12 protein-coding genes are annotated in these 13,760 nt (G+C 74.2%); 9 read left to right on the top strand and 3 right to left on the bottom strand.

Annotated features, from left to right (window positions below; all coding sequences use genetic code 11):
• The first annotated feature begins 53 nt into the window (after positions 1-53).
• From FOE67_RS04375 to FOE67_RS04355, 5 genes are all read left to right on the top strand, one after another.
• Positions 54-1,619, top strand: a complete 1,566-nt coding sequence (locus FOE67_RS04375) for a GMC family oxidoreductase (RefSeq protein ID WP_182660590.1) — start codon at positions 54-56, stop codon at positions 1,617-1,619.
• On the top strand, positions 1,616-2,836 hold the full coding sequence (locus FOE67_RS04370) for a quaternary amine ABC transporter ATP-binding protein (RefSeq protein ID WP_182660588.1): 1,221 nt from the start codon (positions 1,616-1,618) through the stop codon (positions 2,834-2,836). The genes FOE67_RS04375 and FOE67_RS04370 overlap by 4 nt, the downstream gene beginning before the upstream one ends.
• A 2-nt stretch (positions 2,837-2,838) precedes the next feature.
• The gene (locus tag FOE67_RS04365) at positions 2,839-4,980 is read left to right on the top strand and encodes an ABC transporter permease (protein WP_182660586.1); all 2,142 of its coding nucleotides are present in this window, start codon (positions 2,839-2,841) and stop codon (positions 4,978-4,980) included.
• Positions 4,981-5,111: 131 nt separating this feature from the next.
• Positions 5,112-6,116: a glycine betaine ABC transporter substrate-binding protein gene (locus FOE67_RS04360; protein WP_182660584.1), complete on the top strand. Its 1,005-nt coding sequence runs from the start codon at positions 5,112-5,114 to the stop codon at positions 6,114-6,116.
• A gap of 319 nt (positions 6,117-6,435) precedes the next feature.
• On the top strand, positions 6,436-7,551 hold the full coding sequence (locus FOE67_RS04355) for a glycine betaine ABC transporter substrate-binding protein (protein ID WP_182660582.1): 1,116 nt from the start codon (positions 6,436-6,438) through the stop codon (positions 7,549-7,551).
• A gap of 31 nt (positions 7,552-7,582) precedes the next feature.
• On the opposite strand, the gene FOE67_RS04350 is transcribed toward FOE67_RS04355, so the two are convergent.
• The 3 genes from FOE67_RS04350 to FOE67_RS04340 form a co-directional block, all read right to left on the bottom strand.
• Positions 7,583-8,080 carry an NUDIX hydrolase gene (locus FOE67_RS04350; protein WP_323384202.1) on the bottom strand — a complete coding sequence of 166 codons (498 nt, stop codon included), beginning with the start codon at positions 8,078-8,080 and terminating at the stop codon, positions 7,583-7,585.
• A gap of 197 nt (positions 8,081-8,277) precedes the next feature.
• The gene (locus FOE67_RS04345; protein ID WP_323384201.1) at positions 8,278-8,718 is read right to left on the bottom strand and encodes a DUF3017 domain-containing protein; all 441 of its coding nucleotides are present in this window, start codon (positions 8,716-8,718) and stop codon (positions 8,278-8,280) included.
• Positions 8,715-9,590 (bottom strand): bifunctional methylenetetrahydrofolate dehydrogenase/methenyltetrahydrofolate cyclohydrolase, encoded by an 876-nt coding sequence (locus tag FOE67_RS04340; protein ID WP_182660578.1) that lies wholly within the window; start codon positions 9,588-9,590, stop codon positions 8,715-8,717. Before FOE67_RS04340 ends, FOE67_RS04345 begins: the two co-directional genes overlap by 4 nt.
• A 319-nt stretch (positions 9,591-9,909) precedes the next feature.
• Here FOE67_RS04340 and FOE67_RS04335 point away from each other — a divergent pair, with 319 nt between their 5' ends.
• From FOE67_RS04335 to FOE67_RS04320, 4 genes are all read left to right on the top strand, one after another.
• Positions 9,910-10,503, top strand: coding sequence for an RDD family protein (locus FOE67_RS04335; protein ID WP_182660576.1), 594 nt, complete (start codon positions 9,910-9,912; stop codon positions 10,501-10,503).
• A gap of 271 nt (positions 10,504-10,774) precedes the next feature.
• On the top strand, positions 10,775-11,419 hold the full coding sequence (locus FOE67_RS04330; protein ID WP_182660574.1) for an HNH endonuclease family protein: 645 nt from the start codon (positions 10,775-10,777) through the stop codon (positions 11,417-11,419).
• Positions 11,420-11,536: 117 nt separating this feature from the next.
• Positions 11,537-11,797, top strand: coding sequence for a hypothetical protein (locus FOE67_RS04325; protein ID WP_194443933.1), 261 nt, complete (start codon positions 11,537-11,539; stop codon positions 11,795-11,797).
• A gap of 136 nt (positions 11,798-11,933) precedes the next feature.
• The gene (locus tag FOE67_RS04320) at positions 11,934-13,424 is read left to right on the top strand and encodes a CoA-acylating methylmalonate-semialdehyde dehydrogenase (protein WP_182660572.1); all 1,491 of its coding nucleotides are present in this window, start codon (positions 11,934-11,936) and stop codon (positions 13,422-13,424) included.
• Positions 13,425-13,760: the final 336 nt, after the last annotated feature.

Genomic DNA, 13,760 nt, shown 5'->3' with positions numbered 1-13,760 from the left:
CCACCCACCCGGCCCCGGGTCACGCGCCGATCCCCGCCGGCGCGACCCGCCGCGTGGACACCCCCCTGGCCGAAGCCCCCGCCGAGTACGACTACCTGATCGTCGGTGGCGGCACCGCCGGCTCGGTCCTCGCCAACCGCCTCACCGAGGACGCCGACGTCACCGTGGCGCTGATCGAGGGCGGCCCGAGCGACCTGGACCGGCCCGACGTGCTGACCCTGCGCCGCTGGATGGGCCTGCTCGGCGGCGAGCTCGACTACGACTACCCCACCGTCCCGCAGCCGCGCGGCAACTCCCACATCCGGCACAGCCGCGCCCGGGTCCTGGGCGGCTGCTCCTCGCACAACACCCTGATCTCCTTCAGGCCGCTGCCCTCGGACTGGGACGAGTGGCAGGAACTGGGGGCCGACGGCTGGAACGCCGCCGTCATGGACCCCTACTACGACCGGCTGCTGAACAACATCGTCCCGGTCGCCGAGAAGGACCGCAACGCCATCGCCCGGGACTTCGTCGCCGCCGCCCGCGACGCCCTGGACGTGCCGGAGATCGAGGGCTTCAACGCCGCGCCGTTCACCGAGGGCGTCGGCTTCTTCGACCTGGCCTACCACCCCGAGGACAACAGGCGTTCCTCCGCCTCGGTCGCCTACCTCCACCCGCACCTGATCGCCGGCGACCGCCCGGGGCTCACCCTCCTGCTGGAGACGTGGGCCCACCGCCTGGAGTTCGAGGGCGAGCGGGTGACCGGGGTGCGGGTGCGCGGCGCCGACGGCACCGACCGGCTGCTGACCGCCCGCCGCGAGGTGGTGCTGTGCGCGGGCGCCGTGGACACCCCCCGGCTGCTGCTGCTCTCCGGCGTCGGACCCGCCGGGGACCTGGGGAAGCTGGGCATCGAGGTGCGGCACGACCTGCCGGGCGTGGGCGAGAACCTGATCGACCACCCCGAGTCGGTGATCGTCTGGGAGACCGACGGGCCGATCCCGGAGAACTCCGCGATGGACTCCGACGCGGGCCTGTTCGTGCGGCGCGACCCCGCGTCCCCGGGGCCGGACCTGATGTTCCACTTCTACCAGATCCCCTTCACCGACCACCCCGAGCGGCTGGGCTGGGAACGGCCCGCGCACGGCGTGTCGATGACGCCGAACATCCCCAAGCCGCGCAGTCGCGGCCGGCTGTACCTGACCAGCGCCGACCCGGAGGTCAAGCCCGCGCTGGACTTCCGGTACTTCACCGACGAGGACGACGAGGACGCCCGTACGCTGGTGGACGGCGTGCGCCTGGCCCGCCGGATCGCCGCGAGCGAACCGCTGGCCGGTTGGCTGACCCGGGAGGTCTTCCCCGGCCCGGAGGTCACCGGGGACGAGGAGCTGAGCGCGCTGATGCGTTCGGTCGCCCACACCGTCTACCACCCCGCCGGCACCTGCCGCATGGGAGCCGCCGACGACGAGCTCGCGGTGGTGGACCCGCAGCTGCGGATCCGGGGGCTGTCCGGCATCCGGATCGCGGATGCCTCGGTGTTCCCGACCCTGCCGGCGGTGAACCCCATGCTCGGCGTCCTGATGACCGGGGAGCGGGCCAGTGACCTGATACGCGAGACCCACCGTGGAGGAGACCGCGCATGACCGACCGCACCGGTACCGAGGGGACCCGCCCCGACACCCGACCGCCCACCGATACCCCGGGCACCACCGATATCCCGGGTACCACCGGCACCCCGGGCACCGCCACCGGCACGCACGACCCGGTGTTCTCCGTGCGCGGCCTGTGGAAGGTCTTCGGCCCCGGCGCCGAGCGCGTGCCCGGTGACCCGGACCTCGCCGCCCTCCCCCCGGCGGAACTGACCGCCCGCACCGGCTGCACCGCCGCCGTGCGCGACGTCTCCTTCGAGGTCCGCCCCGGCGAGTGCTTCGTGGTGATGGGCCTGTCCGGCTCCGGCAAGTCCACCCTGGTGCGCTGTCTGACCCGGCTCATCGAACCCACCGCCGGCGAGTTGGAGATGGACGGCGAGGACGTGCTGGCCATGGACCGCCACCGGCTGCGCGAACTGCGTCGGCACCGCGCCGCCATGGTCTTCCAGCACTTCGGGCTGCTGCCGCACCGCAACGTGCTCGACAACATCGCCTACGGCCTGCGTATCCAGGGCGTGCCGAAGGAGGAACGCCGCGAGCGGGCGGCCGCGATGGCCGCCAAGGTCGGCCTCGCCGGTCTGGAGCACCGCCGCCCCGGCCAGCTGTCCGGCGGCCAGCAGCAGCGGGTGGGCATCGCCCGCGCCCTGGCCGTGGACCCCGAGGTGATGCTGTTCGACGAACCGTTCAGCGCCCTGGACCCGCTGATCCGCCGCGACATGCAGGAGGAGGTGCTGCGACTGCGCCGGGAGGAGGGCCGCACGATGGTCTTCATCACCCACGACCTCAACGAGGCGCTGCGCATCGGCGACCGCATCGCCCTGATGCGCGACGGCGGCATCGTGCAGCTCGGCACCCCGGAGGAGATCGTCTCCTCCCCGGCAGACGACTACGTGCGCGACTTCGTCCGCGACGTTCCCCGCGCCTCCGTGGTCTCGGTGCGGCAGGCCCTGCGCCCGGCCCGCACCGGCGAGGAGACGATCGGCGAGGAACTGGCGCCGGGCACCCCGGTCTCCGAGGCCGTCACCGCCGTCGTCCGCGGCGGCGCCCCGGCCCGGGTCGTCGAGAACGGCCGCTGCCTGGGCGTCGTGGACGCCGAACGGCTGCTGACCGTCGTGGCCGGCCCGGAGGCCGACGCTCCCCGGTACACCGGACGGGGGTCCGCCCCCGACACGGGAGAAGCGGAGGGCACGCGGAACGGGGAGGCGGCCTGATCATGAGCGCCACCACCACCCCGCCCCACCCCCCGCGCGCCGGCGACGGCGACTCCGCCCGCGAGGGCGGCGCCGACGGCGACCCCGCGACCGGACCCACCGGCACCGGCCCGACCGGTACCGGCACCGACCCGGCCGGGCCGGGCAAGCCCGGGAACGGCCCCCTCGGGGCGTTCTCCCGACTGCGCGGCCCGCGCGGCCTGCTCGCCCTCGCGCTGACCGTCGCCCTCCTCGGCGCCCTGGTCACCGCCGACGCCGCGTGGCCGGAGAGCTGGGCGATCGACGCGAAGACCCCGCTGGACGAGCTGAACCGCTGGCTCATCCTCAACCGCGACTCGCACCCGCTCTTCCTGTACTTCCTGCTCCACCTGAGCAACAACATCAACGCCGCCGTGGACGCGGTCGCCGGCTTCCTCGACGCCCTCGGCTGGATCGGCGTCACCGCCGGCGCCCTCCTCGGCGCCTGGGCCGCCGCCGGCGGCGGGGCCTCCCGCCGCGCGCTGTCCACCGCCGGCACCGCGCTGCTCACCTTCGGCGTGATCGGCCTGCTGGGCATGTGGAACCCGGCGATGCTCACCCTGGCCCTGATGATCGTCGCCGTGTCGCTGTCCGCCGCGCTCGGCCTGCTGCTGGGCCTGGCCGCCGGTCTCTCCGACCGTGCCGAACGCGTCCTGCGCCCGGTCTTCGACACCATGCAGGTCCTGCCGGCCTTCGCCTACCTGCTGCCGTTCGTGCTGCTGTTCGGCATCGGGACCGCGCCGGCGCTGTTCGCGACCGTCATCTACGCCACCCCGCCGATGGCCCGGCTCACCTCGCTGGGCCTGCGGCACGCCGACCCCGCCGCCCTGGAGGCCTCCCGGTCGCTGGGCGCGAGCGGGTGGCAGCGGCTGCTGACCGCCCGGCTGCCCCTGGCGCGCGGCCGGATGCTGCTGGGCCTGAACCAGACGATCATGATGGCGCTGTCCATGGTCGTCATCGCCTCCATCATCGGCGCCGGCGGCCTGGGCGATCGCGTCTTCAACGGCCTGACCACGCAGAACGTCGGCAACGCGCTGACCGCCGGTGTGTGCATCGTGCTCATCGCGGTGTGGCTGGACCGCACCACGGCCGCCGCCGGCGACCGCCTGGAGCACCCGGAGGCGGCGGCCGGCGACACCCCGCGCGGCTCCCTCGGCCGTCTCCTGCGCGGCCCCGGTGCCGGGCTCCTCGCCCTCGCCGGCGTGCTGCTGGGGTGGATCGTCGGCCGGCTCGCCCTCGGGTGGGGCGACTGGCCCCGCGAGTGGACGGTGACGATCTCCCGCCCGGTGAACACCGCCGTGGACTGGATCGTGGACACCTTCGGCTCCGGCGTCCCCGTCCTGGGCGGCACCCTGACCTGGGCGGAGAACTTCACGCTGTGGGTGCTCAACCCGCTGCGCGACGCCCTGTACGCGACGCCCTGGTGGGCGGTGCTGCTGGTGGTCGGCGTCCTGGGGTGGCTGGCCGGGCGGTGGCGCAGCGCGCTGACCGCCGTCGGCTCCCTGGCCGTCATCGGCCTGCTCGGGCTGTGGACGAAGTCGCTGAACACCCTCTCCCAGGTGATCGCCGCCCTGCTGGTGACGCTGCTGCTGGGCGTGGCGATCGGCGTGCTGGCCGCCCGCAACCGGCTGGTCGAACGCCTGCTGCGGCCCTGGCTGGACGTCATGCAGACGATGCCGCAGTTCATCTACCTGATCCCGGTGATCGCCCTGTTCGGCGTCGGCCGCATCGCGGCGATCGGCGCGGCGGTGATCTACGCCCTGCCCGCCGTCATCCGGATCACCACCCAGGGCGTGCGGCAGGTGGACCCCACCGTGGTCGAGGCGTCCCGCTCGATGGGCGCGAGCGCCTGGCAGCAACTGTGGCAGGTGCAGCTCCCACTGGCCCGCCCGCAACTGCTGCTCGCCGTCAACCAGGGCGTGGTGCTGGTGCTGGCCGTGGTGGTCGTCGGCGGCCTGGTCGGCGGCGGCGCGCTGGGCTTCGACACCGTCTACGGCCTCCAGCGCGGCGACCTCGGGGTCGGCCTGCCGGCCGGCGCGGCGATCGTCTGCCTCGGTCTGCTGCTGGACCGGATCACCCAGCCGACGCGACGCCCGGACACGCCGGCGCGGCCCGGCGGGCACTGACCCGCCCCGCGGTCCGGTCGGGCGACCGACCGGACCGCGGCCCCGGCACCGACCGTCACCGGCACCCACCACCCACCCACCCGTCGATATTCATCGCCATCCATCGATATTCATCAGGAGAGTGACCCCCGATGCGCACCACCATCCCCACCCGCCGCACCCGAGGCCGCGCCGGCCGTTCGCTGGTCGCGGGCACCGGCCTGCTCGGACTGCTCGCCCTCACCGCCTGCGGCGCCGCCGAGACCGGCAACTCCGGCTCCGGCGGCGAGGACGGCGAATGGACCGGAGAGGTCGTCATCGCCCAGCCGAACTGGGTCGGCGCCGCCGCCAACGCCGCCGTCGCCGTCCACGTCCTGCAGGAGGAACTGGGCATCGACGCCCGGGTCCAGCAGCTCGACGAGACCCTCGCCTGGGACGGCCTGGACGACGGCTCCATCCACGCCATCCTGGAGGACTGGGGCGGCGCCCCCGAGAAGGAGCAGCTCTACATCGAGGAGAAGGGCTCCGTGGTGCACGCCGGGGAGCTGGGCGTGGTCGGCCACATCGGCTGGTTCGTCCCCAAGGCGTACGCCGACGCCAACCCCGAGGTGCTGAACTGGGAGAACCTCAACGACTTCGCCGAGGACTTCCGCACCGCCGAGTCCGGCTCCAAGGGCCAGCTGCTCAACGGCGACCCCGGCTTCACCAGCTACGACAAGGAGATCGTCCGCGAGCTGGACCTGGACTTCGAGGTCGTCGAGGGCGGCAGCGAGGAGGCCCTGATCTCCGCGATCCAGCGCGCCGACCGCGACGGCACCCCGCTGCTCACCTACTGGTGGGAGCCGCACTGGCTGAACGCCGAGGTGGAGCTGGTCGAGGTCGAGCTGCCCCCGTACACCGAGGAGTGCTACGAGGACCTCTCCTCGATCGCCTGCGCCTACCCGGAGGTGGACCTGCCGAAGTTCCTCAACGCCGACTTCGCCGAGAACGGCGGAACCGCCGCGGAATTCCTGAGGAACTTCCGGTGGGACACCGAGGACCAGGAGTACGTCGCCCAGCTGATCCAGGGCGAGGGCATGGACCAGGCCGACGCCGCCGCGCAGTGGGTCGAGGAGAACCGCGACAAGGTCGAGGCCTGGCTGCCCGAGCAGTCCTGACCCCTTCGGGCCCCCGCGCCGGCATCCGCCGGGCGGGGCCCCGACCCCCGTGCCGGGCCCGAGGGCCCGGCCATCGGCCGCCCCGGGCCGGTCCCCCGCCTCTCCGGCGGCGGACCGGCCCGGAAATCGGGGCCCCGGAGCGCGCGCCCGCGCTTTCCGGGGCCCTTTCGGGTGATTACTGTATTCGGGGGGCCCACCGGAACGGGTGTGTCGTGCCGCCCGGGCCGGCCGTGACGGCCCCGGTGGCCGTGCCGACCGTCACGACACGGTCCCCGGCCGGTAGCCGACGCTCGAGACACCGTGGGGACACCGCTTCGACATGGACGCACGCCCGAGGGCACGCCGGCTGCCGATCACCGCCGTCTGCGTGACGGTGCTGCTGCCGCTGGGCGCCTGCCACTCCGAACCCGCCGCGGCCGGCGGATACGAGGAGGTGGTCATCGCCCTGCCGCGCTGGCCCGGCGGCCAGGCCAACGCGGCCGTCGCCGCCCACGTCCTGCGCGAGGAGTTCGGCGTCCCGGTGGTCCTGCGCGAGCTGGACCAGGGCCGGGCGTGGGACCTGATGGACACCGGCGAGGTGCACGCCGTGCTGGAGGACTGGGGCGCCCTGCCGGACCGCACCGAGCTGTACACCGGGCCGCGCGGGTCGGTGGTGGACGCCGGTGAGCTGGGGCCGGTGGGTGGCGTCGGCTGGTACGTCCCCGCCTCGTGGGCGCGTGCGCACCCGGGCGCGCCCACCCCGGAGTGGCTGGCCGACCTCACCGACGAACTGACCGTCCCACCGGGCGCGGCGACCGACGACGCCGCCCCCGAGGCCGATCCGGAGGCCGTCGGCGGCTCCGACGACGGCGAGGGGGCGGGCGGCGCCCTGGTGTACGGCCACCCGGACGACGTCACGGAGTTGGACGAACGCCTCATCGAGGACCTCGACCTGGACCTGACCCCGGTCCCCCTGGGCGGCGAGGACCAGGTGGTCGCCGCCCTGCGCGCGGCGGCGGCCAAGGGGGACGGCCTGCTGGCCGCGTGGTGGGAGCCGCACTGGCTGAACGCCGAGGTGCGGCTGGTGGAGATCGACCTGCCCCCGCACACCGAGGGCTGCGAGGAAACCGACCCCTCCCGGACCGGGGAGCCGTGCGGCTACCCGGAGATCACCCTGCGCAAGTACCTCAACGCCGACTTCGCCGAGAACGGCGGTGCCGCCGCGGCCTTCCTGGCCCGGTTCTCCTGGACCGCCCGCGAACAGAACGAGGTCGCCCGGATGATCGCGGCCGAGGGGATGACGCCCGAGGGTGCCGCCGCCCGCTGGGTGGAGGCCCACCCGGGGCGGGTCACCTCCTGGCTGCGCGACGACGGCGAGGGGGACGCCGGGCCGGAGGAGGCGTCCGCCGGCGGCTCCGGCACCGCCGGCCGCGCGGCCGGCGCCCCACCCCGCTGAGGCCCGGCCCGGCGCGCGACACCGCCCGGTCTCAGTCGCGCCGGATGTGCGAACGGCCCGCCGCCGGGTCCGGGTCGGGGCAGTGGGCGGCCCGGACGGCGTCGGCGACCTGGAGCAGGCCCTCGATGCCCCAGTCGAGCAGGGCCGGTGCCTTCTCGGGCGGAACCAGCAGCCGTCCGTACGTGCGACCGGTATCGGGGTCGGGCTCCCGTGGGAGGAACTCGGTGATGCGGGCGGCCATCCGGAGCTGCGCGTACGGCGGCCGGCCGTCCCCCACGACCTCCTGGTAACCGATGGGGACCGGCTCGCCGATGAGGATCCGGCTCTCCTCGTGACACTCGCGGGCGAGGGTGGCGGGGACGGACTCGCCGGGCTCCGGCGTGCCGCCGGGCAAACCGTGGCGCCCACCGTCCTCGCGCAGCAGCACCCGGCCGGTGTCGTCGAAGCAGAATCCGTACACCTGACGGACGGGCATCCCGTCGGGGACGGGTCCGGCGATCCATCGGAAGGAGACCACCGCGGATTCCACCTCTCGACGCGACGGCGATGACGCCCGCCCGGAGACCGTCCCCACCGACTTCGGGGCTCTCACCGACGGTATCCGGCGGGACGGCGCGGCCTTCCCGCTCCCGGCCGGCCCGCCGGGGAGACATGAGGCCGGGCCGCCGGTCGGCCCCCGGCCCACAGGCCCGGCGGCGACGTGTGTCCCCGGGCCCGGCGCCCGGCTCAGGTGCCGGCGGAGAAGCGCAGGATCTCGTTGAGGAACGGGATCTCCAGCCACGGCCGGGGCTGTGCCATGAGCGTGAGCAGCACGATGAGCGACCCCATCACGCCGTAGGTGATGATGTCGGTGAAGCGGGAGCGGACGGCCAGCATCCCCACCTCGCGCACCGTCGCCCGCAACACCGCCCCACCCAGCACCGCCCCGCCCAGTACCAGCAGGCCGATCCGGAAGTTCAGCGGCGTGGCGGCGAGTCCGGCGAAGGCGAGGGAGAGCACGCACAGCAGCGGCCACTGCCGGGCCGGTGCCGGGGCGTCGCCCGGCGCGGTCCGCCGCCCGCCCTCGGGGCGGGCGGTGTCCCGGGTGAAGGTGGGGTAGCGGCGCCGCGTCCGCCGCGCGGCGGCGGGGCCCTCGGACCCCGCCGCGGCCCCGGCGGCCCCGGTCACGACCGGCCGCCCTCGGCACGGTCGGCGGCCTGCTCGGCCATCTCCACGACGTTGTGCAGCAGCATGGCGCGGGTCATCGGCCCCACGCCGCCGGGGTTGGGGGAGATCCACCCGGCGACCTCGGCCACGCCCGGGTGCACGTCGCCCAGGATCCGGCCGCTCTCGTCCCGGCTGACACCCACGTCGAGCACGGCGGCGCCCGGCTTGATGTCCTCCGGCTTGATCAGGTGCGGGACGCCGGCGGCGGCCACCACGATGTCGGCGCGGCGCAGGTGCTCGGACAGCTCCCGGGTGCCGGTGTGGCACTGGGTCACGGTGGCGTTCTCGCTGCGACGGGTCAGCAGCAGCGGCAGGGTGCGGCCGACGGTGGTGCCGCGCCCGACCACGACCACCTGCGCGCCGGCGATCTCCACGCCGTAGCGGCGCAGCAGGTACACGATGCCGTTGGGGGTGCAGGGCAGCGGGGCGGGCTCGTTGAGCACGAGTCGGCCCAGGCTCATCGGGTGCAGGCCGTCGGCGTCCTTCTCCGGGTCCATCAACTCCAGCACACGGTTGGTGTCCACGCCCCGCGGCAGCGGCAGCTGGACGATGTAGCCGGTGCAGGCCGGGTCCTCGTTGAGTTCGCGGACGGCGGCCTCGATCTCCTCCTGGCCGGCGGTGCCGGGCAGGTCGCGCCGGATGGAGGTGATGCCGACGGCCGCGCAGTCGCGGTGCTTGCCGGCGACGTACTTCTGGCTGCCGACGTCCTCGCCGACCAGCAGGGTGCCCAGGCCGGGCACGACCCCGCGGGCGCGCAGGGCCTCGACGCGGGCGGTGAGGTCGGACTTGATCGCGGCGGCGGTGGCCTTGCCATCGAGAATCTGGGCGGTCATGGCCCCATCTTCGCGGATGCCGGCGGCGGGGGACCAATCCACCCGGCGGGAGGCGCCCGGGCGGCCCCGCCCGGGCAGGGGGTTCCGGGTGTTCCCGCGGTGGATGCCGGGGAAACCCGCGGGTAACTTCGGGAGAAATGCCTTCGGATGACCATGAAAGGTTGCGACTCCGCCACGAGATGCCGAATTCACTGGACAACAGTGGACCGAACCGGTCCAATGACGACCGCCGGGAACCACGGGGGGACGACCGGTGCGGGACGCGCTCCCCGGATTTCCCGTGCGGCCGCCCGTCCCCGAACCGGTGAGGAACCACCCCATGAGCCACCCGCCCCAGCCCGGCCAGAACCCCTATGCACAGCAGCCGGGTTACGGCCAGCAGCCCCCGCAGCAGCCCGGGTACGGCTACCCCCAGCAGCCCCCGCAGCAGCAGGGTTACGGGTACCCGCAGCAGCAGCCCGGGTACGGCTACCCCCAGCAGGGCGGCGTGCCCTACGGCGGGGTGCCGAACGCCTACGCGGGCTGGGGTTCCCGGGTGGCCGCCCGCATCGTGGACTGGCTGATCATCGGCGTGGTGCCGGGCATCCTGATGGTCTCCGGCCTGGACATCCAAACCGGCGAGCAGAGCCCGATCTACTACCTCGGCCTCCTGCTCGCCCTGGCCGGCGGCTTCTTCTTCGCCTACCTCGTGGGCACGACCGGCCAGACCCCCGGCCGCAAGTTGGTCAACATCCAGGCGGTCAAGGAGTCCACCGGACAGCCGATGGGTTTCGGTCTGGCCATCGCCCGCTACCTGTTGGACATCGTCAACTACCTGCCCTGCCTGGTCGGTTACCTGTGGCCGCTGTGGGACGCGAAGAAGCAGACCTTCAGCGACAAGATCGTCGGCAGCATCGTGATCCGCAAGGACTGAATTCCCCGTTTCCCCGGCGCCCGCGCCGCGTCCCGCTCCCCGAGGGACCCCGCCCGACTTCGGGCGGGGTCCCTCGGCGCGTTCCGGCGGCGGGTGGGCCGGGACCGGCACCCCCGGCGGGACCACCAAGGTGTCCGGCGGGGGACGCAACCCGCGTAGAGGCTTAATCAACTCGCGTAGATTTTGTCATGTCCGCGTTACTCCGGACCTCAACAATCCATCGGGCAACCCCCAACTCCCCCACGGCACACCCCACACGGGAGGAACCCCGATGTCCCAGCCGACCACCGCGTCCCGACACCGCGCCTTCGGCATACTCGTGGCGGCGCTCGTCGCGGCACTGATCTCCGTGCTGCTCGCGCCGCCCGCCTCCGCCGCTCCCCCGCGCATCCCCTCCGCCGCCACCGCGCAGACCGAGCTGAACCAGCTCCGCGTAGCCGCCGAGAGCACCGGCGGCTACTCCCGCGACCTCTTCCCGCACTGGACCTCCAGCGGCGGCTGCACCACCCGCCAGACCGTCCTCAAGCGCGACGGCAGCAACGTCGTCGTCAACAGCAGCTGCCAGCCCACCTCCGGCACCTGGTACAGCCAGTTCGACGGCGTCACCCTCACCAGCGCCTCCGAGGTGGACATCGACCACTTCGTGCCGCTCGCCGAGGCCTGGCGCTCGGGCGCCCGCAACTGGACCACCGCCGAGCGCCGCGAGTTCGCCAACGACCTGTACTGGCCGCAGCTCATCGCCGTCAGCGCCTCCTCCAACCGCTCCAAGGGCGACCAGGACCCCGCCAACTGGCAGCCCCGCGCCGCCTACCGCTGCACCTACGCCCGCATCTGGATCCGGGTCAAGCACCGCTGGGACCTGACCGTGGACTCCGCCGAGAAGTCCGCCCTCCAGGGCATGCTCAACACCTGCTGATCCCCGCCCCGAACGGCCCGCCCCGGGTCCCGTCCGGCCGAACCGCCGGGCGGGACACGGGATCGGGTGCCCGGGAAACTCCCGGGAAATCCGCGAAAGCATGGTGAGATGTCCGCCATGAGTGATATCAGCGAGCGCAGCACGGTCTTCAAGGCGCCGCGCGGCGGCGTGATGACCCTCGAAGTCGGCGTGATCACCGGCGAGTTGGAACTCCTGACCGGCGCGGAGGAGGACGGCACCCTGGTGCTGCGGATCCGCTACGCGGGGGCCGACGAGTGGTACACCCCCGAGGGCGGCCCCTACACCCTCCACGACCCGCGCGACCACGAGGTCCTGCACGACGTGCTCATCGGCCTGCTGCACCGCCCCCAGCCCTGAGCCCCGGCCCCGAAACCCCGGCCCGGCGCCGCCCCGCACCACCGGCGGCGCCGGGCCCGGGCGGCCCCCACCGGCGGTTTTGTGACAGCACAGACGACCGTTGTCACCGCCCCGGGCCGCGCGTCATCATCGCCGCATGACCACCCGCATCGAGCACTGGATCGACGGCGCCCCGTACGCCGGGACCTCCGGACGCGCCGCCCCCGTCCACAACCCGGCCACCGGCGCCGTCATCGGCGAGGTGGCCCTGGCGGACGCCGCCGACACCGACCACGCCGTCGCGCGGGCCCTGGCCGCCGCCCGCACGTGGCGCGACGCGCCGCTCTCCCGGCGCTCGGCCGTGCTCTTCGCCTTCCGGGAACTGCTCAACGCCCGCACCGACGAACTCGCCGCGCTCGTCACCGCCGAACACGGAAAGGTGCTCTCCGACGCCGTCGGCGAGGTCCGGCGCGGCCTGGAGAACGTCGAGTTCGCCGCCGGCATCCCCCAACTCCTCAAGGGCGACCACTCGGAGCAGGCGGCCTCCGGGGTGGACGTGCACACCGTGCGGCAGCCGCTCGGCGTGATCGCCGGCATCACCCCGTTCAACTTCCCCGCCATGGTGCCGCTGTGGATGTGCGCCGGCGCCATCGCCTGCGGCAACGCCTTCGTCCTCAAGCCCAGCGAGAAGGACCCCTCCGCCTCCCTGTTCCTGGCCCGGCTGTGGAAGGAGGCGGGGCTCCCGGACGGCGTGTTCACCGTCCTGCAGGGCGACCGCGAGGCCGTGGACGGGCTGCTGCGGCACCCCGACGTGGCGGCCGTCTCCTTCGTCGGCTCCACCCCCGTGGCCCGGCACGTCCACGCCACGGCCGGCGCCCACGGCAAGCGGGTGCAGGCATTGGGCGGGGCGAAGAACCACGCCCTGGTCCTGCCCGACGCCGACATCCCCTCGACCGCCGACGCCATCGTCTCCGCCGCCTACGGCTCCGCCGGCGAGCGCTGCATGGCGCTGTCGGTGGCCGTGGCCGTGGGCGACGCCGCCGACCCGCTGGTCGCCGCCCTGGCCGAACGCCTCCCCGGCCTGCGGGTCGGCGACGGCACCGCCCCCGACACCGACATGGGCCCGCTGATCACCCGCGAGCACCGCGACCGGGTGGCCGACTACGTGGCCAGGGGTGCCGACCGGGGCGCCGAGGTCGTGGTCGACGGGCGGAAGGCCGACCTGCCGGCCGAGGGCTGGTTCCTCGGCCCCACCCTGCTCGACCGCGTCACCCCGGACATGGAGGTGTGGACCGACGAGATCTTCGGCCCCGTGCTCTCGGTGGTCCGGGTGGACACCTTCGAGGAGGGGGTGGATCTGATCAACTCCCACACCTACGCCAACGGCACGGCGATCTTCACCCGCGACGGGGGCGCCGCCCGCCGCTTCCAGCGGGAGGTGGAGGTGGGCATGGTCGGCGTCAACGTCCCGATCCCGGTGCCGGTCGCCCACCACTCCTTCGGCGGCTGGAAGGACTCCCTGTTCGGCGACACCCACATGTACGGGCCGGAGGGCATCGCCTTCTGCACCCGGGCCAAGGTGGTCACCACCCGGTGGCCCGACCCGGCGACCTCCGCCATCGACCTGGGTTTCCCGCAGACCCGCTGACCCCCGCGACCGGGCCGCCCGACCGGCCCTCGATCGGGCGGCGATCGGAACGGGTCCGGCGGCGGAGGGGGTCGCCGGACCCCGTCCCGGACGCCCGCCGCCGGGGCTCCCGGGCCGGGGCCCCGGACCCACCCGGCCCGAGCGCCCGACCGGCGCCGTATCGTCACGGGACCGGCGCTCCGGTCCGGACCGGCGCCGCACCGCCCGGGGCCCCGTCCCGCACCGTCCCGCGGACCCACAGCACCGCCATCCCACCGTCCCGCCGTCAGAGGGGAACCACCACGTGACCGACCGGACCGAGCCGCCGCCGCTGCCCGCGACCGCCCCCGCCGTCCC

Origin of the sequence: Streptomyces calidiresistens, assembly GCF_014141525.1 — a bacterium.
Lineage (GTDB): Bacteria > Actinomycetota > Actinomycetes > Streptomycetales > Streptomycetaceae > Streptomyces > Streptomyces calidiresistens.
Note: the sequence above shows the minus strand (reverse complement) of the source record. Positions and strands in the feature narration are given on the sequence as shown.

What these genes read in the sequence shown, in the direction of transcription:
- FOE67_RS04370 (WP_182660588.1), top strand. Translation starts at nt 1,616, where the DNA reads ATGACCGACCGCACCGGTACCGAGGGGACCCGCCCCGACACCCGACCG.
- FOE67_RS04365 (WP_182660586.1), top strand. Translation starts at nt 2,839, where the DNA reads ATGAGCGCCACCACCACCCCGCCCCACCCCCCGCGCGCCGGCGACGGC.
- FOE67_RS04360 (WP_182660584.1), top strand. Translation starts at nt 5,112, where the DNA reads ATGCGCACCACCATCCCCACCCGCCGCACCCGAGGCCGCGCCGGCCGT.
- FOE67_RS04355 (WP_182660582.1), top strand. Translation starts at nt 6,436, where the DNA reads ATGGACGCACGCCCGAGGGCACGCCGGCTGCCGATCACCGCCGTCTGC.
- FOE67_RS04340 (WP_182660578.1), bottom strand. Translation starts at nt 9,590, where the DNA reads ATGACCGCCCAGATTCTCGATGGCAAGGCCACCGCCGCCGCGATCAAG.
- FOE67_RS04335 (WP_182660576.1), top strand. Translation starts at nt 9,910, where the DNA reads ATGAGCCACCCGCCCCAGCCCGGCCAGAACCCCTATGCACAGCAGCCG.
- FOE67_RS04330 (WP_182660574.1), top strand. Translation starts at nt 10,775, where the DNA reads ATGTCCCAGCCGACCACCGCGTCCCGACACCGCGCCTTCGGCATACTC.
- FOE67_RS04325 (WP_194443933.1), top strand. Translation starts at nt 11,537, where the DNA reads ATGAGTGATATCAGCGAGCGCAGCACGGTCTTCAAGGCGCCGCGCGGC.
- FOE67_RS04320 (WP_182660572.1), top strand. Translation starts at nt 11,934, where the DNA reads ATGACCACCCGCATCGAGCACTGGATCGACGGCGCCCCGTACGCCGGG.